General features: G+C 45.5%; 21 protein-coding genes. 14 read left to right on the top strand and 7 right to left on the bottom strand.

Annotation, left to right across the window (positions count from 1 at the left end; genetic code table 11):
• Positions 1-26 precede the first annotated feature (26 nt).
• Positions 27-605 carry a thymidine kinase gene (locus V7Q13_RS02825; RefSeq protein WP_333799166.1) on the bottom strand — a complete coding sequence of 193 codons (579 nt, stop codon included), beginning with the start codon at positions 603-605 and terminating at the stop codon, positions 27-29.
• Between the two features lie 65 nt (positions 606-670).
• On the opposite strand from V7Q13_RS02825, the gene V7Q13_RS02830 reads away from it, so the two are divergent.
• The gene (locus V7Q13_RS02830; protein ID WP_333799167.1) at positions 671-1,687 is read left to right on the top strand and encodes a hypothetical protein; all 1,017 of its coding nucleotides are present in this window, start codon (positions 671-673) and stop codon (positions 1,685-1,687) included.
• Here V7Q13_RS02830 and V7Q13_RS02835 read toward each other — a convergent pair.
• Complete coding sequence (locus V7Q13_RS02835) at positions 1,648-2,871, bottom strand: 3-deoxy-D-manno-octulosonic acid transferase (RefSeq protein ID WP_333799168.1); 1,224 nt, start codon at positions 2,869-2,871, stop codon at positions 1,648-1,650. The genes V7Q13_RS02830 and V7Q13_RS02835 overlap by 40 nt on opposite strands.
• 202 nt (positions 2,872-3,073) lie before the next feature.
• Between V7Q13_RS02835 and V7Q13_RS02840 the strand changes: the two genes are divergently transcribed.
• From V7Q13_RS02840 to V7Q13_RS02860, 5 genes are all read left to right on the top strand, one after another.
• The gene (locus V7Q13_RS02840) at positions 3,074-4,207 is read left to right on the top strand and encodes a DegT/DnrJ/EryC1/StrS family aminotransferase (RefSeq protein WP_333799169.1); all 1,134 of its coding nucleotides are present in this window, start codon (positions 3,074-3,076) and stop codon (positions 4,205-4,207) included.
• A 33-nt stretch (positions 4,208-4,240) separates the two neighbouring features.
• Positions 4,241-5,584, top strand: a complete 1,344-nt coding sequence (locus V7Q13_RS02845) for a UDP-glucose dehydrogenase family protein (RefSeq protein WP_333799170.1) — start codon at positions 4,241-4,243, stop codon at positions 5,582-5,584.
• A gap of 5 nt (positions 5,585-5,589) precedes the next feature.
• A complete protein-coding gene (locus V7Q13_RS02850; RefSeq protein WP_333799171.1) occupies positions 5,590-6,579 on the top strand; it encodes a UDP-glucuronic acid decarboxylase family protein in 990 nt (329 codons plus the stop codon).
• Positions 6,580-6,657: 78 nt separating this feature from the next.
• A complete protein-coding gene (gene rfbD / locus V7Q13_RS02855) occupies positions 6,658-7,512 on the top strand; it encodes a dTDP-4-dehydrorhamnose reductase (protein ID WP_333799172.1) in 855 nt (284 codons plus the stop codon).
• 13 nt (positions 7,513-7,525) lie between these two features.
• Entirely contained in the window at positions 7,526-8,491 is a 966-nt protein-coding gene (locus V7Q13_RS02860) for an NAD-dependent epimerase/dehydratase family protein (protein WP_333799173.1), read from the top strand.
• 7 nt (positions 8,492-8,498) lie between these two features.
• Here the strand turns inward: V7Q13_RS02860 and V7Q13_RS02865 are convergent, their stop codons facing one another.
• The 4 genes from V7Q13_RS02865 to V7Q13_RS02880 all read right to left on the bottom strand — a co-directional run bounded on the left by V7Q13_RS02865 (position 8,499) and on the right by V7Q13_RS02880 (position 14,448).
• Positions 8,499-9,980 carry a hypothetical protein gene (locus tag V7Q13_RS02865; protein ID WP_333799174.1) on the bottom strand — a complete coding sequence of 494 codons (1,482 nt, stop codon included), beginning with the start codon at positions 9,978-9,980 and terminating at the stop codon, positions 8,499-8,501.
• Between the two features lie 11 nt (positions 9,981-9,991).
• Positions 9,992-11,200, bottom strand: coding sequence for a radical SAM protein (locus tag V7Q13_RS02870; protein WP_333799175.1), 1,209 nt, complete (start codon positions 11,198-11,200; stop codon positions 9,992-9,994).
• 106 nt (positions 11,201-11,306) lie between these two features.
• Positions 11,307-11,903: a peroxiredoxin-like family protein gene (locus V7Q13_RS02875; protein ID WP_333799176.1), complete on the bottom strand. Its 597-nt coding sequence runs from the start codon at positions 11,901-11,903 to the stop codon at positions 11,307-11,309.
• 70 nt (positions 11,904-11,973) lie between these two features.
• Positions 11,974-14,448, bottom strand: a complete 2,475-nt coding sequence (locus tag V7Q13_RS02880; RefSeq protein WP_333799177.1) for a S9 family peptidase — start codon at positions 14,446-14,448, stop codon at positions 11,974-11,976.
• Positions 14,449-14,642: 194 nt separating this feature from the next.
• Here V7Q13_RS02880 and V7Q13_RS02885 point away from each other — a divergent pair, with 194 nt between their 5' ends.
• On the top strand, positions 14,643-16,094 hold the full coding sequence (locus V7Q13_RS02885; RefSeq protein ID WP_333799178.1) for an APC family permease: 1,452 nt from the start codon (positions 14,643-14,645) through the stop codon (positions 16,092-16,094).
• Between the two features lie 74 nt (positions 16,095-16,168).
• A complete protein-coding gene (locus V7Q13_RS02890) occupies positions 16,169-17,185 on the top strand; it encodes a bifunctional heptose 7-phosphate kinase/heptose 1-phosphate adenyltransferase (protein ID WP_333799179.1) in 1,017 nt (338 codons plus the stop codon).
• On the opposite strand, the gene V7Q13_RS02895 is transcribed toward V7Q13_RS02890, so the two are convergent.
• Complete coding sequence (locus V7Q13_RS02895) at positions 17,182-17,904, bottom strand: DUF6498-containing protein (RefSeq protein WP_333799180.1); 723 nt, start codon at positions 17,902-17,904, stop codon at positions 17,182-17,184. The two genes, V7Q13_RS02890 and V7Q13_RS02895, sit on opposite strands and share 4 nt — an antisense overlap.
• Positions 17,905-18,186: 282 nt before the next feature.
• Here V7Q13_RS02895 and porV point away from each other — a divergent pair, with 282 nt between their 5' ends.
• The 6 genes from porV (at position 18,187) to V7Q13_RS02925 (ending at position 23,798) form a co-directional block, all read left to right on the top strand.
• Positions 18,187-19,344, top strand: a complete 1,158-nt coding sequence (gene porV, locus V7Q13_RS02900; protein ID WP_333799181.1) for a type IX secretion system outer membrane channel protein PorV — start codon at positions 18,187-18,189, stop codon at positions 19,342-19,344.
• Between the two features lie 77 nt (positions 19,345-19,421).
• Complete coding sequence (ispF, locus tag V7Q13_RS02905) at positions 19,422-19,907, top strand: 2-C-methyl-D-erythritol 2,4-cyclodiphosphate synthase (RefSeq protein WP_333799182.1); 486 nt, start codon at positions 19,422-19,424, stop codon at positions 19,905-19,907.
• Positions 19,907-20,350: a dUTP diphosphatase gene (gene dut, locus V7Q13_RS02910; RefSeq protein ID WP_333799183.1), complete on the top strand. Its 444-nt coding sequence runs from the start codon at positions 19,907-19,909 to the stop codon at positions 20,348-20,350. The genes ispF and dut overlap by 1 nt, the downstream gene beginning before the upstream one ends.
• A 102-nt stretch (positions 20,351-20,452) precedes the next feature.
• On the top strand, positions 20,453-21,271 hold the full coding sequence (locus tag V7Q13_RS02915) for a DUF4292 domain-containing protein (RefSeq protein WP_333799184.1): 819 nt from the start codon (positions 20,453-20,455) through the stop codon (positions 21,269-21,271).
• A gap of 74 nt (positions 21,272-21,345) precedes the next feature.
• Positions 21,346-22,686, top strand: a complete 1,341-nt coding sequence (locus V7Q13_RS02920) for a murein hydrolase activator EnvC family protein (RefSeq protein ID WP_333799185.1) — start codon at positions 21,346-21,348, stop codon at positions 22,684-22,686.
• 128 nt (positions 22,687-22,814) lie between these two features.
• Positions 22,815-23,798, top strand: coding sequence for an acetyl-CoA carboxylase carboxyltransferase subunit alpha (locus tag V7Q13_RS02925; protein ID WP_333799186.1), 984 nt, complete (start codon positions 22,815-22,817; stop codon positions 23,796-23,798).
• The last annotated feature ends 2 nt before the right edge of the window (positions 23,799-23,800 follow it).

The following is a 23,800-nucleotide window of genomic DNA, read 5'->3' on the forward strand; positions in this document are numbered from 1 at the left end:
GCTGCTTTTTGGTAAAAGAAAAACCGTTACTGATCCCCGGTTTTATCGTAGTAATGTTTGCGGCACAGTGGCTGGTACACGTCTTTTTCGCCCAATAGTACCTGCTGCTCTCCGGCACCGGTTCTGTAGCTGAAAGTAGCCATGCTGCCACACTCTACACAAATGGCGTGTAGCTTGGTAATGTAATCGGCCACGGCCAGCAAGTTGGGCATTTGGCCAAAAGGTTTGCCTAAAAAGTCCATGTCCAAACCAGCCACTATAACCCTGCAACCACGGTTGGCCAATGCCTGACATACATGAGTTATTTCTTCATCAAAAAACTGTGCTTCATCAATGCCTACTACATCTACATCTTGTGCCAGCAGCAATATTTTCTGCGAGTTGTCGATGGGTGTTGATTGTATAGCGTTGGCATCATGGCTCACAATATTTACTTCATCGTAGCGAACATCAATGCCGGGTTTGAAAATTTCCACTTTCAAATTAGCAATGCGGGCACGTTTGAGTCTGCGAATCAGTTCTTCGGTTTTTCCGCTGAACATGCTTCCGCATATTACTTCAATCCAACCCCTTCTTTCTCCTGTTAAATTTGGTTCAATAAACATCTGTGAATAAATGAGCGTCGTTTAAGGATTGTTGTTCCGTGTAACTTTAATCAACTGTATATTCTATGCAATCAATCCATACACTCATACAACAATTAGCGGCAGCCAGTGCCCGTGGCGAAGATAATAGCACCTTGCTTGCCATGGTGCAAGAATTAAGCACAAAGCTGCAAGCCGTTCAATCTATAGTGCATGAAAAAATAGCGATGAATGGTGAAGCTGATGTGGTGACCGCTGTTGCAGTAAAAAATTCGCAGGTACTTCCTAAGCCTTCAGTGTTGTATGTGCCCAAGCCACCCGCAGTGGTGGCGGTAGAAGAAACAGAAACGCATTCAGTTGTGGAGGAAATGCCAGCTATAACGGCGGAAGCATTCGAGCCAGCGCCTGTACAGGTAGAGGAAATAGTGAGTGAATCTGATATAGAGGTGTTGCCTCCGGTTGAATTTGCACCGCAGCCAGTGGCTGAAGAGCCGGAAGAGCCTTTTACCGTAACTCCTGAACCAACGTACGCCAGCATAGCCGATCCTATGGTAAAAGCGGCCCTGCAACACATGGATGAACTGCATGCTGCGTATGTACCACCCGTTACTGCTGCTGCTGCTGATGAGGTGCTGGAGCTACCATTGACAGATGAAATGATTGAAGAGGCAGCAGCCATAGAAATGGCAAAGCTTCAACCATTGCCTGAATCGTTTGAGCAAATGCCTACCCCAAAAGAAGTAGCCGAAGAAGATGAAAGAAAGGAGCCAAAGGAATTGAATGAAAAACTGGCTCACAGAACCAAGGTGCTCAACGAATTATTTGCCCAGCCCGAGCCTGTGCTGGCCGAAAAAATTGTGCCCGGCAAAATTGCCGACATCCGCAAAGCCATTTCTATCTTAGAAAAATACCAGTTCATCCAGTCACTTTTCAGAGGTGATGAGCAGATGTTTGAACGCAGCGTAAAAACACTGAATGGTTTTGAAATACTACCTGAAGCTCAATACTGGATGCAACGTGAACTGGTCATCAAACTTGGTTGGAATGAAGAAGACGAGTTGGTTCAGCAGTTTGTATCGTTGGTTAAAAGGCGGTTTGCCTGAATGTAATTCATCACTTTTTGCGTAGCGCCACTGTATTGCTGCACATACTGCCCGGCGGTATGGCCCATGCGGCTGAGTGTTTCGGGTTCCGCTATCCATTTTTGGAGCAAGGCTTCCAGCTCCAGCGCCGTTTCAATAATCTGGCTGCCACCGTTTTCTTCCAGGGCTATTGCTTCTGCATATTTTGAATATTCGGGCCCGTGAATAATAGGCTTACTGTACACGGCCGCTTCCAGTACATTGTGTACACCATCGCCGGTAAAGCCACCCCCGATGTAGCAAATCTGGCCGTACTTGTACAGGTATTTCAGCATGCCTACGTTGTCAATAATCAACACGTTTTTATCAGGAGTAGCCTTGCTTTCCGTGAGTTGGCTATAGCAAATGGCATTGGGAAAAAGCACTTTGCAGTCTGCAATATCTGTTTCGTCAATATTGTGTGGGGCGATAATCCACTTTACCTGCGGATAGGTTTTGCTGTAGTGCACCATTTTTTCTTCATCCGAAGGCCAGGTGCTGCCAGCCACAATCACCCATTGGGTATCAGCAATCCATTGTTCAATCACTGGATTGCCATGCCAATGCTGCAATACCGCTACTACGGCATCAAAACGGGTATCCCCGCTGGTGGTCATTTTTTCTTTAGATACAACAGTGCTCAGTAGTGCAGCTGCTTCGGTGGTTTGCACAAAGAAGTGAGTGAAGTAACCCAACATTTTTCGGTGCATGCCACCATACCATTTGAAAAATGGCTGATTGCTTCTGTACATAGCACTCACCAGCAGCAAAGGAACTTTTTGGTCATGAATAGCTTTGAGGGTGAAATACCAATAGTCATATTTTACCCACAACACCAAATCGGGTTGAACCATGGCTACAAAACGTTTGGCTGCAACAGGCCCGTCGAACGGGAGGTAGCCAATGCAATGCGCCCCGCTGTAATGTTTTTTTACCTCGTAGCCCGAGGGGGAAAAAAACGTAACCACAAACAATGCCTTTGGATATTGTTGATGAATGGCGCTAAGCAAGGGAGTTCCCTGTTCAAACTCTCCCAATGAAGATGCATGCAGCCAGATAACCGGGCCGGTTTGTTGTTGCCTGGCCGCTGTTAAAAGGGTAGACCATTGTTTCCAATCGTTACGGCGGCCCTTAACCCATTTGGTAATTTTTGGGCTAAAGGGCATCAGGCAAAAAGCAACAGCCCGGTACAACCAAAGAAAAACGCGGTATAGAAAAATAGCAGGCAAAGTGATGGTTTACTGCAAATCTATGGTTTCGGTACGGCCAAGTGTACATTCATTATTTATATGTATCAGAATACCATGCAGTTGGTATTTATTGTCAAGCTTTTTCATGTAGGTTTGCAACGCTAAAATTTCCCTCCCTATGAGTACCATCCAAATGGTGGATTTGCAGACGCAGTACAAGAAAATTAAGGATGAAGTAGACAGGGCAGTCATTAATGTACTCGAATCTTCGGCTTTTATAAATGGTAAACCTGTTGGCGAATTTGCCTCAGCCTTGGCGCAGTTTTTAGGTGTGAAGCACGTAATACCTTGTGCCAACGGTACCGATGCATTGCAAATTGCATTGATGTCGCTAGACCTGCAGCCCGGCGACGAAGTCATTACGCCTTCTTTTACGTATGTGGCAACAACTGAAGTGGTGGCGCTGCTCCGTTTGAAACCAGTGTTTGTAGAGGTTGATCCACGTACTTTTTGCATGGATCCCGAAAGACTGGAAGCGGCGATTACCCCGAAAACGAAAGCCATTGTACCCGTGCATTTATACGGCCATGCAGCTCCCATGAAAGAAATATTGGAGATAGCAGCCAAGCATAATTTGCCGGTAATTGAAGACACGGCTCAAGCCATGGGGGCCGATTATATTTTTCCAGATGGTACCAAAGCAAAAGCTGGTACCATGGGTACTGTTGGTTGCACCAGCTTTTTTCCTAGTAAAAATCTCGGTTGCTACGGCGACGGCGGTGCTATGTTTACCAACGACGATGCCCTGGCAGAAAAATTGCGCATGATTGCCAACCATGGCCAAAAGGTGCGCTACTATCACGATATGGTAGGTTGCAACAGCCGGCTGGATACCGTGCAGGCCGCAGTACTCAACATCAAGCTTCGTCATTTGGAGGAGTATAACGCAGCACGTATTGCTGCTGCTGATACTTACGACAAGTTATTTTCTACTCAGGAAAGCATTGTGGTTCCTTACCGTGCTGCCTATACCCGTCACGTATTTCATCAGTACACATTGCAGCTTGAAGGCATAGACCGCGACAAGATGGTGGATTATCTCGCAGCAAAAGGTATTCCTTCCATGATTTACTATCCTGTGCCGGCACACCGCCAAAAAATGTTTGATGCATTTGGAGGTTCTGGCTACGAGCTGCCGGTAACAGACTGGCTCACAAACCGGGTTATTTCACTGCCTATGCATTCTGAGTTAACATTTGAAACGCAGAAATACATTGCTGACGCCGTGATTGAATTTGCCAAACAATCCTAAAAAAACTTTCTCAACCAACACTTAACATACACCATGAAAATTGCAGTTATTGGAACAGGCTACGTAGGCCTTGTAACAGGAACATGTTTTGCAGAAACCGGAAACCGTGTCACTTGCGTTGATATTGACGAACGCAAAATTGCCAAGCTCAAAGGCGGCACCGTCACTATTTATGAGCCGGGTTTAGAAAAACTTTTTGAACGAAACGTAAAAGAAGGACGCCTATTATTTACAACACAAATAGAAGAGGGCATTCAGGATGCTGAAATCATTTTTCTGGCATTGCCCACGCCTCCTGGTGAAGATGGCAGTGCCGATCTGAGCTATGTATTGGGAGTAGCCCACAAGCTCGGTACCATTATGAAAAAAGGCGACTACAAAGTAATTGTAGACAAAAGCACAGTGCCCGTAGGCACAGCGGATAAAGTAACTGCCAGTGTATTAAAGGGCAGTAACAATACACTGGTACCTGGTGAAGATTTTGATGTGGTGAGCAACCCCGAATTTTTGCGGGAAGGTGTAGCAGTAGAAGACTTCATGAAGCCAGACCGTGTGGTGATTGGAACTGACAGCCCTAAGGCCCGCCAGCTTATGGGCGAATTGTATGGTCCGTTTGTACGCTCCGGCAATCCTGTAATTTATATGGATGAAAAGAGTGCAGAACTCACCAAGTATGCCGCCAACGCATTTTTGGCTACCAAGATTACATTCATGAACGAGATAGCCCGCATGTGCGAACTGCTGGGTGCCGATGTAGACATGGTGCGTAAAGGTGTAGGCAGCGACGAACGCATTGGCAAACGATTCCTTTTTCCCGGCATTGGTTATGGTGGCAGTTGCTTTCCAAAAGATGTGCAGGCATTGGCCAAATCTGCTGCAGAAGTCAACTATGATTTTCGCATTCTTACCAGTGTAATGGAAGTAAATGAAGCGCAGAAAACATACATCATTCCCAAAATCAAAGATTATTTCAACGGCGATTTGACCGGTAAGCATTTTGCCATCTGGGGTTTGGCTTTCAAGCCCAATACAGATGATATTCGGGAAGCACCAGCATTGTACATCATCAAAGAACTGTTAGAAGCTGGCGCTACTGTTACTGCTTTCGACCCCGAGGCTATGCCTAATGTAAAAGCATTATTAGGCGATACCATCAAGTTCGCCGAATCGCAATATGAAACACTGGCCGATGCTGATGCATTGATCATTGCTACTGAATGGAATGAATTCCGCACACCCGACTTCACCAAAATTTCTTCATCACTTAAGCGCCGCACCATCTTTGATGGCCGCAATTTGTTTGATACTGAACTGATGGAAAAGCTGGGCTACTACTATTTCAGTGTTGGTCGCAAAACAGTTAACCCTTCAAAATAAGCACCATGCCATCAAGCAATAAAAAACGAATTCTGATTACGGGTGCTGCGGGTTTTTTGGGCTCACATTTGTGTGACCGGTTCATAAGTGAAGGGTATCACGTTATTGCCATGGATAACCTCATTACAGGCGATCTTCGCAATATTGAACACCTTTTTCCGAATCCGAATTTTGAATTCTATCATCACGATGTTACTAAGTTCATCCATATTCCGGGTGAGTTGGATTACATCTTGCATTTTGCTTCTCCCGCCAGCCCCATCGATTACCTGAAAATTCCCATTCAAACCCTGAAAGTGGGCGCCATGGGTACGCATAACTGTCTTGGATTGGCGAAGGCAAAAAAGGCCCGGATTCTTGTAGCTTCAACCAGCGAAGTATATGGCGATCCATTGGTGCATCCGCAAACAGAGGAATACTGGGGAAATGTAAACCCGGTTGGTCCTCGTGGTGTGTACGATGAAGCCAAGCGTTACCTCGAAAGTATTACCATGGCGTATCATACTTACCATGGCGTTGAAACCCGAATCATTCGCATCTTCAATACCTACGGCCCCAGAATGCGCCTCAATGATGGTCGTGCTCTGCCTGCTTTCATTGGCCAGGCACTGCGTGGCGAAGACCTGACTGTGTTTGGCGATGGTAGCCAAACCCGCAGCTTTTGCTATGTGAGTGATTTGGTGGATGGCATCTACCGTTTGTTGCTGAGTGATTATGTATACCCGGTAAACATTGGCAACCCAAGCGAAATTTCATTGAAAGATTTTGCTGAGGAAGTTATTAAGCTCACTGGCAGCGATCAGAAAATTGTATACAAACCACTGCCTGCCGATGATCCTAAACAGCGTAAGCCAGACATTACCAAGGCGCAAACCATTTTGGGTTGGGCTCCCAAGGTAGACCGTGCCGAAGGTTTGAAACTAACGTATGAGTATTTCAAAAACCTGCCGGAAACAGAATGGCATAAGCAGCCAAAGGAATTTGGTAGCAAGTAAACTGCGATTTATACAAGAATGGGTTTTTCAATCTGCAAGGGTTGAAAAACCCATTTACATTTGAGAAAATATGTAGCCATGAAAGTTGTAGTCACAGGTGCCAATGGCCAGTTAGGTAAGTGCTTGCAGGATGTTGCTAAACAGTTTCCAACTTTAGAATGTATTTTTCTTGGCAGAGAGCATTGCGATTTACAGCAGTTTGGAATGGTAACTCAGGTGCTGCATTCATTGCAGCCCGATTGGGTAATAAATGCAGCTGCTTACACCGCTGTAGACAAAGCTGAGCAAGAAGCTGCCGCTGCACGACTCATAAATGGGGAAGCGGTGGGACACCTGGCAAAAGTGTGCAAAGATGTAGGCGCAAAATTGCTGCATGTTTCTACCGATTATGTGTTTGATGGAACTGCCACAACGCCTTATGTAGAAACAGATACAGTTCATCCGATTGGTATTTATGGAGAGAGCAAATTGATGGGAGAGCAGCTGGCGCAGGAAGTGTACGCAGCTGGCACGGCCATCATCAGAACATCGTGGGTGTACAGCCGCCACGGTGCCAATTTTGTAAAAACGATGCTTCGCCTGATGAAAGAACGGGAAGCTATTGGTGTAGTAAAGGATCAACTTGGCTCACCAACACATGCAATAGATTTAGCCAAGGCGTTGCTTACTATTTGTGAGCATCCGCAATTTGTGCCTGGCATTTTTCACTACAGCAATAGTGGCATCATTAGTTGGTACAATTTTGCCGTGGCAATACAAGAAATTTCAGGATTGAATTGCACTGTAAATCCAATTACAACAGCCGATTTTCCAACCCCGGCCAAGCGGCCGGCATGGAGTGTAATGGACTGCTCAAAAATTGAACGGACCTATTCAATTCCATTGATGGAATGGCAAACATCTTTACAACATTGTCTTCGTCAGCTTTTATAAACGGTACACGGCCATGCGTTTTTTTATCACCGGAGCAGCAGGTTTTACAGGGTTAGAGGTGGGGCGTTTTCTGGTAGCGGCCGGGAATACCGTGTGTGGTTTGCACCGGCGGCCTATACAATCACAAGTATTGATTGCTGCCGGTATTCATCCTGTAGCAGGAACACTGGAAACATTGGCTGAAATATCACTACCAGCAATTGATGTAGTGATACATTGTGCTGCTATGATTGGCCAATGGGAGAGCAGCGATGCGTATAATAAGGTGAATGTAACCGGAACAATACAGGCAGTAGAAAAGGCGATAGCTATTGGTGCAAAGCGCTTTATTCACATCAGCACCGACATGGTATTGTTTGAAGGCGAAGATTGCATTGGTGCTACAGAAGAGTATCCATTGGGTCATGTGAAGTTTCCGTATGCCAGCAGCAAAAGACAGACAGAGCTGATATTACAATCTTATCATTCAACAATAGAAATCGTCATCCTTCGGCCACGCATGATTTGGGGTACTACCGCAAACCCTTTGTACAAAAGCATGAAGGCCGCGGCAGTTTCCAAAAAGTATTTATGGCTCAATAACGGACTTGCAGTTACGAGTGTTACTCATGTACAAAATCTTGCCCATGCTATTGAGTTGGCTGCCACTCACAAAGCTGCAGCAGGACAAATTTTTCATGTAGCAGATGCGGAAGAGCATACGCTTGAATTCTTTTGGCAGCAGCAGCTTCAGACAGAACAACTACAACTGCCCACAGCATCCATTCCGGGCTGGATTGCAAGAGTTATAGCAAATTGCATTGAACCTGTTTGGCATTTGTTGCGCATCAAAAAAGCCCCTCCCATTTCAAAAATTGCAGCGTATAGTTTTTCAACCTCTTTTACGCTGAATGCCAAAAAAATACAGCAAACGTTGGGCTATCATCCCATCATCAATTTTGATGCAGGTATTGCAGCTATGATAAAAGATAAAAGATAAAAATGCTTTATTCAGCAATCACCAAACGGTTGTTGATCATGGCTACAACAAGACTTTGCCTGGTACTGTCTTTTGGCACCGTTGGCAGCAAGTTTTGTAATCTTTCTTTACTTACGAGTTCAATAGGTGTATGCTGCGGCAATTGCAATAGTGGGTCCATATTGGTTTCATGCAAGTGTATGGACTTTCCGTTTGCCGCAGGCACCAGCCATGCAATACCCTCGGGCAATCCTAATCGAAGCAATACAACACCACGGTGTTCGCCCGGCATATGTACATACCAAATGCTCTGGTGTGCAGGGCGTACATGTTGATTGGTGACAGCAATAATTTGTGCTGCAAAACTGCTGGCTGTTCTGAATGCTATTGACGAAATCAATAAACAAATACTGGCATACAGTGCAAAGCAAATTGCTGCCATCCAGCGAAGTTTGATGGTGGAAAAAAGGCGGATTAGTTGCGCCGCAATCAATGATAGAAATACTGATGGAACATACAAATATCTTTCAGATTCTACTCCATGTGTATCAATGCCCAGTGAAATGTAGGGCAGCAAACTGGCGAATAAAACCAATGCCAGCAGCAGGTACCCGTTGATGTTTGACTGTATTGTTTTCCATTGCGTAGCAACAGTAAGAAAAATACAACCGGCGATAGCAGAAAAAATGAAAACCAACGGCCAGGATGATTGAAAAGGAGGTGCAAGCAAGCGTATCACTAATGCAAGATAGTTACCTGCAAGTGTGCCTAATAAGCCTGCAGTAACATTGCCCGATTCGTAGTGGTCTGTAACGCCGCCAAGCATGAACAATCTAATAAGCAAGTAGGCGAGTGTGGTTGCCACAGCAATCAGCAATTGTTGCATCCAATGTGCGGCATCTGGTTCTTTCTTGCGTTTTTTATACAGCCAAATAGCGGCTACAAAAAAAGGATATACCAATACAGATTCATACGTAAGAAAACCCAATAGCAACAGCACTGCACCTGCAAGTTGTAGCAGCAGGTTGCGGCTTTGCTGTGCCAAAAAAGTCAGTAGCATCCACGCTGTCGAGAGTGCACCTGTTCGGCCAATAATCCAAAAAACAGATTCGCTGTGAAATGGATACAATGCAAAAAACATAGCGGCAGCATGAGCTACCAGCTTGCTTGATGGCAATCCAAACAACGCAAAGATTTTTCTGGAAGTAATAAATACCAATGCAATGTTGAAGAAGTGAAGCAACAAATTAGTTGTATGAAAACCCACCGCATTTTTGCCATACAATAAACTGTCGAGGTACAAACTAAAATCATTAACTACTCTTATGGAATGGCGTTGACCAAACACAGCCTGCTCACTCAGCGGAACATGAATGAAATCATCGTTGAGGAAAAAAAGACCTCCTGGAAAATACAGCCACGTAAGCAATGCCAGCACTGCCAACCAAATAAATGCAATGGTTTTTTGACTAGGGGCAGTGGATAGCACTTGGTTAAATTTGGCAAACATGTTGTATCCAATTAGGGCTTCACAATATCTGTATACCTTTTTTCAGCATCATTGCTCCATTGGTAATAGCCAAACATTTTTTGGGTAATGCCTTTGCCAAAATATTTTTCGAAAGCCCGGTATAGCACTACATCGTATTTACGATGAAAATTGAGCCAGCATTGATTGCAGTTATGAACAAAATGCTTTTGCTGAGCAATGGCTGTGGGGCCGTTAAATATTTCGTCGAGACTTTGCTCATGCACATTGCCCAACATTAAATCAAGGTTTTGGCAAATAGGGACTTCGCCATTGGGCAAAATAACGAGGCTGTCTAAAATGCTGTAGCACTTGAGCTTTATATGGTTTTGCCGCCACTCGTTATACAGTACCAGAAAATCATAGTTCTCCGAAAACTCTTTAATAATCTCCGGAATGTTGGGCACAAAATTTTGAAAGTTGCGGCTTGTGTCGTGTTTGGGATTTTGAATATCATTGGTTCTTTCCGCTGCCTTAATCTTTTTGATAGTTTCTACCTTGCCTTCACTTTTTAATTGCTGCACTTGTTTAAAATCAAGTGCATGCTGGTTTTTGGCATCACCCGGTTCGTGGTCGTGTGCTTTGTCTACCGTGTCAAAAAAAGCAATGTCGTTGTAGATGCCTACCCGCATATCAATACCGTAGTGTTTGCACACTTCAGCCACATGCTGCATGTCGTCAAAGTTATTGTACGGGCTGAGTGTAAACATCACAGATACGGGCAGTGTTTTGTGCACCGACTCTATCACCTTAATTACACTTTGATAGCCCGGTTTTCCCCGCATATACAAGTAGGTTTCCTCATTGCCATCCAATGAAATGTACAAACGACGGGGCGGATGTTTTTTTACCGCTTCAATTACACCTTCGGGTTTCAGGCAATTGCTCAGCAAATCGAAATTGGGATGATGCCTTGTAAACCATTGCAAAATATCCATGGCATCGGGGTGTAGCATAAACTCACCACCTTCCAATCCAACAGAAGTATGCTTGGAGATGCACTTGCTTTGCATCACTTCAAATATTTTTTCTTTACTCAGGTAATTGACCGGACGCTTGGCCCAGATGAGGCAATGCTTGCAGGCACTATCGCACACATCTGTGGCATAAATCATGAGTGTGCTCAGTTTTTTGTGTGATGGAAAAAACTGATTGTTCACAAACTTGCTTCCCCTGCGTAAATAATCGCCTAATTGATACATACCTTTTTTTCGTTGGCGGCAATGAACTGTTGCTGCCCGGTCAAATATCGGTAGGAAAGCCGTTCAGCCTTCTATTTTGTGCTGGCGAAAAAAGGAATTGCTCGGGTCAAAGTTGATCCAACTGCTCCAGCAGCGTTTTTACGCTTGGCCGGTTGCGGTAGTTTTGATCGAAAAAGGCATAATGAATAACACCTTTTTTATTGATGATGTACACAGCTGGAACGGGTAGCACTGCGTTGTTAGAGGCGTTCACAGCTTGCAGGTCTACTCCAATATTTTTTAGGCGGTTGTTGGTACTGGCATCTACATTGTACGCAACTTTATACCGCTGCATAATGCTGTTGTTGGCGTCGGAAATGATTTGGTAAGTAGCCCCGGTTTTGTCAATGGTATTGTTAACATAGATAGCTGACTCCGGACTGATTGCAACTATTTGTGCATTGTACTTTTTCAGCAAAGGCAAGGAGTCTTGTAGTTGCTTTAGCTGACGGTTGCAAAACGGACACCAATACCCACGGTAAAACACCAAAACCACGGGTCCTTTTTCTAATAATTGATTGAGTGAAACAGGCTGGTGGTGCTGATTAACCGATGTGAAATCGGGAGCCTTGCTGCCTTTGCTAAGTGCCATGGGCTGGGCCTGTGCAAAGGCTGCCTGCACACAAAATAATAAGCCTGCTATCCAGATGATTCCTCTTTTCATGTCCTCAATTTCTGTTTTAAAGTTACAACAATTAAGGATAGGGAAAGCGGTTGGATAGCAGGCCCTTAAGTTAGTTGCGACGCTTGTTGCCGCTTTGTTCTTGTTCTTTTGTCATTTCAATGATGTCAACTGGCGGGTTGGTATCGCCCAGCAAATGAGCACAGAAATAGTCGCCCATTTTCCAGAAGAAATACTCCGTCATGTCGCCATAGCCGTGGCGCTGGCCGGGCAGCAGTACAAACTCAAAACGCTTGTTGGCTTTGATGAGTGCATTGGCCATGCGGATAGAGTTGCCCGGATGCACGTTGTTGTCAATATCGCCATGGCTCAGCATCAAATGTCCTTTCAGGTTTTTGGCCAGCTCAGGATTCTTTTCAATGCTGTACACAAAACTGGTATCGCCTTTGGCAGAAATCACTTCTTTAACGCCGTGGTGTTTTTCGCTCCACCAGCGGTTGTACATATTGTTTTCGTGGTTGCCGGCGCTGCTCACAGCTACCTTAAAGAAATCGGGGTACACGAGCATGGCAGCGGTACTCATAAAACCACCACCGCTGTGGCCATGAATACCCACCCGGTTAATGTCGATGAATGAATAACGATCTGCGAGTTGCTCTGCTGCCGCTTTTTTGTCGGCCAGGCCATAATCACGAAGGTTGCCATAGCCAAAATTGTGGTACCACTTGCTGCGGTTAGGATGGCCGCCACGGTTGCCAATGGTTACCACTACAAAACCAAACTGTGCCAAACGATCGGTACGGTCGAGGCCACGGCCAAAAGCTTTGTTCACGGCTTCTGTTTGCGGGCCGGGATACACGTATTCAATCAGCGGATATTTTTTGGTGGAATCAAAATCGAAAGGCTTGTACATCACCCCGTACAAATCGGTGATGCCATCATCGGCTTTTACTTTAAAAGGCTCAGGAAACTTGTAGCCTGCAGCAAACAAAGAACTGAAGTCGGCCTTTTCCAGTGGCATTACTACTCGGCCGGTATTGTCGAGCAGGGTAGAAACGGGAATGGTATTGACACGGGAAAAGTTGTTGACGAAGAAACGCTTGTTGTCGTTGCCACTTACCTGATGGTCGAAGTTGCCGGGGTTCAACAATTTCAAATTGCTGCCATCGAGGTTGATGCGATACAAATGGTTGTAGTATGGGTCTTCATTTTCTTCACGGGCATTGGCGGTGAAATACATCACACGACCCACTTCGTCAATGCCTTCGATATCTTCTGTATGCCATGGGCCGCTGGTGATTTGGCGAATCATATTGCCTTTCTCATCATATAAATAGAAATGACCCCAGCCATCTCTTTCGCTCCAGTGTACAATCTCTTTACCTCCGTTGATGAGGGCAGGACGACGAATTTCAACATACGTATTCAGGCGTTCTTCAATGAGTGTAGTTACTGCACCTGTAGCCACATCCACTTTGCAAATGTCAATCTTCTTGAGGTCGCGGCTGGTGCGGCTCATGTAAAAATGAGTGTTGGTGCCATGCCAAATGTTGCTGCGAAAATCATCATCGCGGCTGCTCTCTTTCATAGGTGCACTCCACATACCAATCTCCTGATTTTTGAAGGCAGCCGTGTTGACTATTTTGTTGGTTTTACTGCTGGCATCAAAAATGTAGAGGTAGCGTTCAGGTGCTTCTTTTTCACCGGGCATTTGGTATTTGTATGTTTCCAAAGTAGGGCGTGGTTCTGCTACACTGTTGATGACCCAAAGGTCTTTCACTTTGCGTTCGTCGGTACGCATAAGGGCAAAGCGTTTCGAGTCGGGCGACCAATACACAAATACACTTTTGCGTTTTTTGGCGTTTTTTTCTTTTTCAACATTGGTTTCATTGCGGCCACCACCGTATGAAAAATTCTCTTCACCATCAGTGGTAAGTTGGTATTCTACAATGGTACTGTCGTCTTCATTTTTCAGCGCTTTATTGTAGTTCACACTGTCCATCCAGTACAGGTTGTTCAGTTTAGAAAACAACACGATGCTTTTATCGGGACTGATAGAAGCCCACTGTGGCCGTTCTTTTGGTTTTTCAAAATCTTTCAACTCTGTGAGCTGGCCTGTAGCCAATGTGTATTCAAAGTAGTAGGTCTTCTTTTCTTTTACTGGCTCGGCACCTTTTTTGGCAGCCGTGTCTTTTTTCTCTACTTCTTCAGTGCTCTTCACTTCAAACTGAAAAGCCGTTTCATTTTTTACAAATTTGATACGGTCGATGGGCAGGTGCTGGCCATCAAAAGGATCTTTCACAATGCGGGTGATATCGGCCGCCATCTTATCATTGTCGAACAGTTTGGTTTTGGTACCCTTTGCAGCATCTACCAGGTACCACACTTTGCCGGCAGTGGTTTGGTACATGTACCAAAACTTGTCACCCGATTTGAGCCAGTGAGGATCGACCGAAGTGGAAAACAACATTTTCTCCATTTTTTTGGGAGAGAATCGGGCGGCCAGTGCATAGTTGCCTTTTTGCTGGGCCTGCACCGAAACAGAGATGGCGATGAAACAACACAGCCACACAAACGATTTCCGCATACGCATTGAGTTATGATTGGTAATTGAACCTTGTTAGACGTTGTACAACATGTTGCCCATTGATGCCAGGCCATAATGTTGTACACAGTTTTTTTACAATTTTAAGCGGATTATCAGGAACAGCAAACAATGTGGATGATGGCGGTTGCACAAAACGCATTTTACCTATATTGGCTCCTTTATCAAAACAACACATGGCAGAACAAACACATTTGAAACAATCGCTGGGCCTGATGGACGGCACCCTTATTGTAGTGGGTTCCATGATTGGCTCCGGTATATTTATAGTAAGTGCCGACATTACCCGCAATGTAGGCAGTGCCGGTTGGCTCATTGCCGTTTGGCTCATCACTGGCTTTATGACGCTTACCGCAGCACTGAGTTATGGCGAATTAAGCGGCATGTTTCCAAAGGCTGGCGGCCAGTATGTGTATTTGAAAGAAGCCTACAATCCACTCATGGGTTTCTTGTATGGCTGGAGCTTTTTTGCGGTGATACAAACCGCCACCATTGCTGCTGTTGGCGTGGCGTTTTCCAAATTCTTGGCCTACCTGGTACCGGAGCTGGGCAATAGTTATTTTTTGTTTGATGCCGGTGTTGTAAAAGTGTACAGCGGTCAACTGGTAGCCATTGCCATTATTGTGTTGCTTACGTATGTCAACTCTCGTGGGGTAAAAGAGGGAAAGATTATTCAAACCATTTTTACCACTGCTAAGTTGCTGGCCCTGTTTGGGTTGGTAATATTGGGCTTTGTACTGGCTAAAGAAAACTTTTGGGCCGCCAACTGGGAAACCGGCTTTGCGCCTGTGCAAGATTTGGGTCAAAAAGATGCTGCGGGAGTGTTACAACCTACTTCGTGGGTGGGCATTTCGGTTGGTGCATTAATGGGGGCCATTGCTGCGGCCATGGTGGGTTCCATTTTTAGCAGCGATGCCTGGAACAACGTGACCTTCATTGCCGGCGAAATGAAAAACCCCAGCCGGAATATTGGCTTGAGTTTGTTTTTGGGTACGCTGATTGTGACCATCATTTATGTATCTGCCAACCTCATGTATTTGTATGTATTGCCCATGCAAGAGCTGGCATTCCCAACCGATGACCGGGTAGCAGTGGCAGCAGCCAACCGCATCTTTCCATCATTTGGTACCTTGCTGGTAGCAGTGCTCATCATGATTTCGACTTTTGGTTGCAATAATGGACTCATTATGGCTGGCGCCAGAGTGTACTATACCATGGCAAAAGATGGGTTGTTTTTTAAGAAAGCTGCGGAGCTCAATAAAAACGCCGTACCACAGTGGGCCTTGTGGGCTCAATGTGTGGTAGCATCGCTGCTGTGCCTGAGTGGCCGCTACGGCGATTTGCTCGATATGATTTCATTTGTAGTGGTGCTGTTTTATGTGCTCACCATCATTGGTATTTTCATTTTGCGCAACAAACAACCCGATACTGCAAGGCCTTACAAAGCATTCGGTTATCCGTTTTTGCCTGCCATTTATATACTTATGGGGGTTGCATTTTGCGGACTGTTACTCGTATATAAGCCAGCGTATACATGGCCCGGCTTCATCATTGTTGCCATTGGCATACCGCTGTATTATTTGGCCCGAAAGAGTTTTAAACCTGTAGGCCCTGCTAACGAAGCATAGATGCAAGGCCTGTTACAAATGCCGTAACAGGCCTTGTTGTTGGGTTCCCTACTTTTGCGTAACAAACCAAGTATATGTTCGATCAGGTATTTGAAGCGATAGAAAATTTGCATGTGGCAGTGGTGGGCGATGTAATGCTTGATACGTACTGGTTTGGTCACACCGATCGTATTTCGCCCGAAGCACCGGTGCCGGTGGTGGCAGTAAAAGGCAAGGAATACCGGATTGGTGGTGCAGGCAATGTGGCACTGAATCTGATAAGTCTCGGTGCAAAAGTGTCGATGCATACGGTGACCGGTACCGATGAAGACGGACTGCTGCTGGAAATAATGATGAAGGACAGCGGTATTAATACCGAGGGTGTTTGGAAAAGTGATGACCGAATGACTACCAACAAAATCCGCATCATCAGCCGCAGCCAGCATTTGCTCCGCCTCGACTACGAAGTAAGCGATGATTTGCCTGCTTACAAAGCCCAACGTTTCATTGATAAAACCATTGCGCTTTTTGAGCAAGACAAACCGCAGGTAGTCATTTTTGAAGATTATAACAAAGGCGTATTGACGAAGGAAGTGATTGCAGCCTTGTTGAATTACTGTCAGCAAAACAACATCATTACCACCGTTGATCCCAAGCGGAAAAACTTTTTTGCTTACAAAGGCGTCAGCATTTTCAAACCCAATTTGAAAGAAGCCAAAGAAGCCCTGAACCTGTTGGAAGTAGCTCCAACCTTGGCAGGTATGCAACACGTTCATGAATTATTAAAAGCACAACTGCAGCATCAGGTTTCTCTCATTACATTAAGTGAACGTGGCGTATTTGTGCAGGAGGGTAACGAAGCCAGCATTACACCGGCACATATTCGCAACATTGCCGATGTAAGTGGCGCTGGCGATACGGTAATTGCGGTGGCATCTGCAGTATATGCCTGCACGGGCAATGCGCCGCTCATGGCAGCTGTGGCCAACCTGGCTGGCGGTTTGGTGTGTGAATCGGTTGGTACGGTGGCTATTGATAAGCAACAACTGCTCGACGAATGCAAGCGGTTGCTGGCCAATGAGCAGGAAGGTAGCCAGTTGATTGATGGTTAAAAGCGGTCGCCACTGGTGCGTTTCATTTCAGCAAACAACTTGTTGAAATCAAGAAAGCTGGTGAAAAAGATTTTCACCAGCATAAATATCACGAGGAAACCACCACTTAGGCCAAAGTTCAGAAACATGGCGCCTGCAAGCACCGTGAATTGCTGTACAAAAATGCGCAGGTAGGGCTCAAACATCATCTGCAACATCGATTTGGTTTTCCATTCTACCTCTTGCAAAAATTGAATACCACCCTGCAGAAATATCAAGCCCAGATTGATGTAGAAAAACAAATGGCCATTGGTGCCCAGCAGCTGCCAGGCTGCTGTAAAATTACTGAACATGCTCATGCCTACCGACGTGCCTGAAACACCCATGAAAATCATAAACTGAACGTAGGCAAACAGTCCAAAATGTACCACAAAAAAGGCCGCAAAAAAAATGCCTGCAATTAAATCGCCTTTTTTAAAAGAACTGCCATCACCAGCCCGAAGAGCTGATGAAACCAGCAGCCTGATGGTATTGTACATGCCAATCATGAAGGTTTCGGCCATATACAACAGGAATGCCTGAATAGCCGAAATGGCACCGGCGATATAGAAAAGCAACGGCATCAGGTTGATGATGAGCCAGCCAATATCGCTGATGGTCCATTGGCGCCGAAGCACTTGTTGTAAGGTTATTTTCTTATCAGGCATAGCAAAACAATCCCTGAAAGTTAAGCCTTTCATACACAGGCTTCACTTTTTGAACTTTTTTGGGGTAATGCACAGGTCTGCATAAATCGGGCCGTTTGTTGTACTGTCAATACATTTCGTTTGCATGGCGTAATATCTGCTGCGATTATTCGTTTGCCAGGTTTACCCCGATGACAGATTTTACTTACCTTCGACAATCTCAAATAATACTTGCCTATTGGCTGATGTCTACTCTTTTCTATGCTATTGTTTATGCTGACTGCCGTTGTATGCATGGCATGAAAAGGCCAGTATTGATTTAAAAAATCTATTTTCATGAGAGTACCCCTGCGTAATTCCTTGTTGGGCTTTGGCTTGCTTACAGCTGTTTTTGCCGAGGCACAACAAACCATTAATGTAGTTACCACTTCCGTTCCATTTTTACGTATTAGTCCCGATGCCCGTGCCGGTGGTATGGGCGATATTGGTGTGGCAACGGCCCCCGATGCCAACGCTTCTTTTTGGAACGTAGCCAAAACCCCTTTCCTCGAATCTAAGGCTGGCATATCAGTAACCTATACGCCCTGGCTTAAAGACATTGGTGTAAACGATGTGTTTTTGGCAGCGCTGGCGGGCTATTACAAACTCGATGACGAATCAGCCGTTTCTGGTTCTCTTCGTTATTTCAACCTCGGCGATATCCAGTTTACCGATTTTAGCGGCAACCCGCTCAGCACAGGCAAACCCACAGAACTGGCTGTAGATGTTAGCTACAGCCGTAAGCTGACAGAACGTTGGAGTGCCGGTGCTTCGCTTCGCTACATCAACAGCAATCTGGCACGTGGCTATGCCTCCAGCAGCGGTGTGGTGTATCAGGCAGGCAACACCGTAGCCGGCGATATCACTGCATTTTATGACGGAACCGATGAACTTGGCAGTGGTGTTCGTTTTGGCGCAGCCCTCACCAACCTTGGCGGTAAAATAGGCTACACCAATAATGCTACTGAAAAAGACTACATACCTGCCAACCTTGGCCTGGGCTTTACTTACACCAAAGCTTTCGACGAAACCAACAAAATCATGTTTGGTATCGACATCAATAAACTGTTGGTACCTACGCCACCTGTTGCAACCGGCGATAGCGCCATTGATGCCACGGCTTTGCTCGATTACAGAAGCAAAAGTGTTGTATCAAGCTGGTTTAGTTCCATGGGTGATGCCAACGGCGGCATGGGCGAAGAATTTAAAGAATTGCAATTTGGCCTCGGAGCGGAGTACAGCTACGCTGATCAGTTTTTCTTTCGTGCCGGGTATTTTTATGAAGATAAAACCAAGGGCAACCGTAAGTTTTTCAGCGTTGGTCTCGGGTTGAAATTCAATGCCATGGGGCTGAACTTTTCTTACCTCGTACCCAGTGGCAGCGGTACCAACCGCAACCCGCTGAGCAATACGTTGCGGTTTAGCCTTGCTTTTGATTTTGGTGCGGCAGAGTAATTTTTTCCTGAAAAGAATCAGTTTTTGAGATAGGCGAAGGGTGTACTTTCGCCTATCATTTTTTTAAATATTTCATCATGTTAAGAATAGGACAAGGAGTTGATTTTCATCAGCTTGTAGAAGGCAGAGATTTATGGCTGGGTGGTGTAAAAATTCCATTTGAAAAAGGCTCTCTGGGCCATAGTGATGCCGATGTGTTGTTGCATGCTATTTGCGATGCCATGTTGGGTGCATTAGCCCTCGGCGATATAGGCACTCATTTTCCCAACAATGATCCGGCGTACAAAGGCATCGACAGTAAAGTGCTGCTACAAGAAACCGTAGATAAGATTTGGGAGAAGGGCTACCACGTGGTCAACATCGACAGTACTATTTGCCTGGAAGCTCCAAAAATTAAGCCCTACATAAACCACATGCAGTTGGTTATAGCTTCCATACTTAAAATCAACCTCGATGATATAAGCATTAAAGCCACCACCACCGAAAGTATGGATGCCATAGGCCGTGGCGAAGGGCTGAGTGCCAGTGCCGTTGTATTGCTGCAAAGAAACATGGAAGATTAATGAACGCTGTTACAGTTCGCATTGTCAATCAGTCGGGCAATGATTTACCCGCTTATGCTACCCCTGGTGCTGCCGGGCTTGACATACGAGCCTGGATACCTGAGCCGGTACTTTTGCAACCTTTGCATAGAACGTTGATTTCCACTGGTTTGTACCTCGAAATTCCTGCCGGATTTGAGGCTCAGGTTCGTCCTCGCAGTGGCCTTGCCATAAAACATGGCATTACCTGCCTTAATACGCCTGGCACTATAGACAGTGACTATAGGGGTGAGGTAAAAGTCATACTCATCAACCTTAGCCAGGAGCCCCAAACCATTCACTCAGGAGATCGCATTGCACAGCTGGTGTTTCAGTCGGTAGCGCAGGTACATTGGTTGCCTGTAGAATCCTTGAGCGAAACCGACCGGGGGGCAGGTGGTTTTGGCCACACCGGTAAGCAGTAAATCATTGTTATACCAAGGCTTTCCACGCAGGCTGAATAACCTTTTAACACAAGGTGCTGCCACATTGCCGCATATTTGCGTTGGAACCTCCCATTGAACTATATGTCATTTAAAAATATATTCTTCGGCTGTGTGGCTTGCCTGCTATTGGCGGCCTCTTGCAAAGCACCCAAGCAAATTCAAACAGCCATCCAAAAAGTAGATTCCTCGGGGGTTACGCCAGTAACGCATCCCGAAGTTGATTCGGGAGCCATTAAAAAAGCCATTTACGACAGGGTACACAGCAATAAAATAGACTTCAATTATTTTCTGGGAAAAGTAAAAATCGACTTCAACGATAGCAAGGGTAAGAATACCAATGCCACCGCTTTTATCCGCATTAAAAAAGATAGTCTGATGTGGATATCCATTACCGGTGCATTGGGTATCGAAGGTTTTCGCATTTTAGTTCGGCCCGATTCGGTTTGGGTAATGGACAAGCTTGAAAAAACCATTGCAGCCCGTAGTGTAGAGTATCTGAAAGAAATTGTGCAGTTGCCTGTGGATTTTACCGTGTTGCAGGATCTCATCATCGGAAATCCTGTGTATTTCCCACAAAATATCAATTCATTTAAAACCACTGGCAATACATTGATGGCTTTGAGTACCGGCGAATATTTTAAGCACCTGGTAACGGTAGATACCGCTTCTAACATCATACTGCACAGCAAACTGGATGATGTGGATGAGTTGCGCAACCGCACCTGCAGCATCACGTTTACCAACTACGGGCAGTTGCAAAACCGCATGTTCAGCAATATGCGGGCCATTACTGTTACCGAAAAATCCAAGCTGGATGTGTTACTGGAGTTTAAGCAGGTAACCTTCGATGAGGTGCAAACATTTCCCTTCACCATTCCTAAAAATTATACGGCCAAATAATACTGGCGATGTCTCATCGTTTCAGTTGCATCATCCTTCACATTGCTGTTTATCACCCATTCAAATTGAAGCCTATGCTACGTATGATCACCGCTTTTTTGTTGTTGCTATCTCTTTCTGCTGTGGCGCAGCAACAATCGAAAGAAGAACTGCAGCGCAAAACGCAGCAACTGCTCAAAGAAATTGAAGATGTAAAGCAAGATTTGGCCGAGGCACAGAAGAATAAAAAAGCTTCGTTGGGTGTGCTCCGCGGTATCGAAAAAAAGATCAACATCCGCAATCAGGTAATACAAAACATCAAGGGTGAAGTGTATTATGTAGAAAAAGATATCATCAAAACCTACCGCGAAATAGATACACTCAAACAAGAGCTCACCACCCTGAAAGACCAGTACGCACAGAGTGTTGTATATGCATACAAAAACCGCAGTAATTACGATTTTCTCAACTTCCTTTTTTCTGCCGGCAGCTTTGCCGATGCGTTGAAGCGTGTTTCTTATTTGAAAACATATCGCAGCTACCGTGCTCAAAAAGCGGGTGATATTTTGCGTACTCAGCAATTGCTGGAAGAGAAAGTAGCCAGCCTTTCCGGTAAGCGTCAGGAAAAAACAAAAGCCCTCGATTTGGAAGGCAAACAAAAAGCTGAATTAGAAGAAGAAAAGAAAGAGAAGGACAAGGTAGTGGCGCAATATTCCAGTCAGGAAAAGCAATTGCGCAATATGCTGGCCAACCGTGAAAAAGAACGGAAGCAATTGCAGAATGCCATTGCTGCGGTAATTAAGCGGGAAAAAGAAGCAGCGCTGAAAAAAGAAAGAGAAGAAGCGGCTCGTAAAAAAGCAGAAGCCGCCGCCAATAATACCAACACCAATGCCACTGCTGCAACTGGTACAGCTACCAAACCTACCAATGGTGCTAAACCCAATCCGCCAACAGCTACAACAACGGTAAAAAAACGGGAAACTTCTGTGTTGGAAAACACACCTGAAGGACTGATTCGTTCGCAGCAATTTGAAGAAAACCGCGGTAGCCTGCCATGGCCGGTTGATAAATGTGTGGTAACGCTTAAGTACGGCACCAATATGATACCCGGTTTTGGTTCTCGCCCCATTGAAGTGCCCAGCGATGGCATTACTATGGAAGTGAGTCAGGGCTCTAATGTAAAAGCAGTGTTTGAAGGCGAAGTAAACTCAGTGTTTCCGGTGGGCGACCGCTATGTGGTGATGGTGAAGCACGGAAAATATTTTACCACTTACAGCAACCTGCAAGGCATAGCTGTAAGTAAAGGACAAAAAGTAAGCCCGGGACAGGTGCTTGGCCGTGCCGCCCTAAACGATGAAGGTGTAGGTGAAGTGAGCTTCCAGATTGATACTGAAAAAGGCACGCAAAACCCAGAAGCATGGCTGCGTCGTAGGTAAGGCTTCGTATAAAGGTTTTTACACATTTACCCTAAACAGGCGGATTTACACAATCCGCCTGTTTTATTCTATACGTCAACCCTTAATTTTACCGCCCCAATCTAATACGTAGGTAAACTAAAACAAGTATGCCCCAGTATCCAAACAGGCAATTCCTCGACTTCGAAACGCCCATCAAAGAACTGTATGAGCAAATTGAAGTGAACAAGAAAAATGCTGAAAAAAATAAGAGCGTTGATTATACCGCTGTGATTGCACAGTTGGAACAATCCATTGTAGATAAACGAAAAGAAATTACCGAGAACCTCACCAGCTGGCAAAAAGTACAACTGAGCCGACATCCGGACAGGCCATATACGCTGAAGTACATTCAGAAAATGACCACTGATTTTGTGGAGCTGCATGGCGACCGCAATGTAAAAGACGACAAAGCCATCGTTGGTGGTTTTGCCAAGCTCGACGGCGAAACTGTGATGATTATTGGTCAGCAAAAAGGGATCAATACCAAAATGCGGCAGGAACGCAACTTTGGTATGGCCAACCCCGAAGGTTATCGCAAAGCGCTGCGCCTGATGAAGCTGGCTGAAAAATTCGACAAGCCCATTATTACGTTGGTTGACACACCTGGCGCTTTCCCTGGCATTGAAGCCGAAGAACGTGGCCAGGGCGAAGCCATTGCCCGCAATATTTATGAAATGCTGCGCCTGAAAGTGCCCGTGATTTGCGTGGTGATAGGCGAGGGAGCCAGTGGTGGTGCCATGGGTATTGGTGTGGGCGATAAAGTACTGATGTTGGAAAATACCTGGTACACCGTTATCAGCCCCGAAAGTTGCAGCTCCATTTTGTGGCGCAGCTGGGAGAAAAAGGAAACTGCTGCCGAACAACTGAAACTCACCAGCGACCACATGCTCGAATTTGGCCTGGTGGATGGTGTGGTAAAAGAACCAGTGGGCGGTGCTCACTGGGATTATGATTTGGCTGCCCAATATTTGAAAGACACTTTGCTGCCGATGATTCGTGAGCTTAAACAGGTGCCCGCAGAAGAGCGGGTCAGCCAGCGAATCAGAAAATTTGGCAACATGGGCTTCTACGAAGTGCACCCTGTTGCTTAGTC

It is taken from the genome of Phnomibacter sp. (assembly GCF_036803085.1).
GTDB lineage: Bacteria > Bacteroidota > Bacteroidia > Chitinophagales > Chitinophagaceae > Phnomibacter.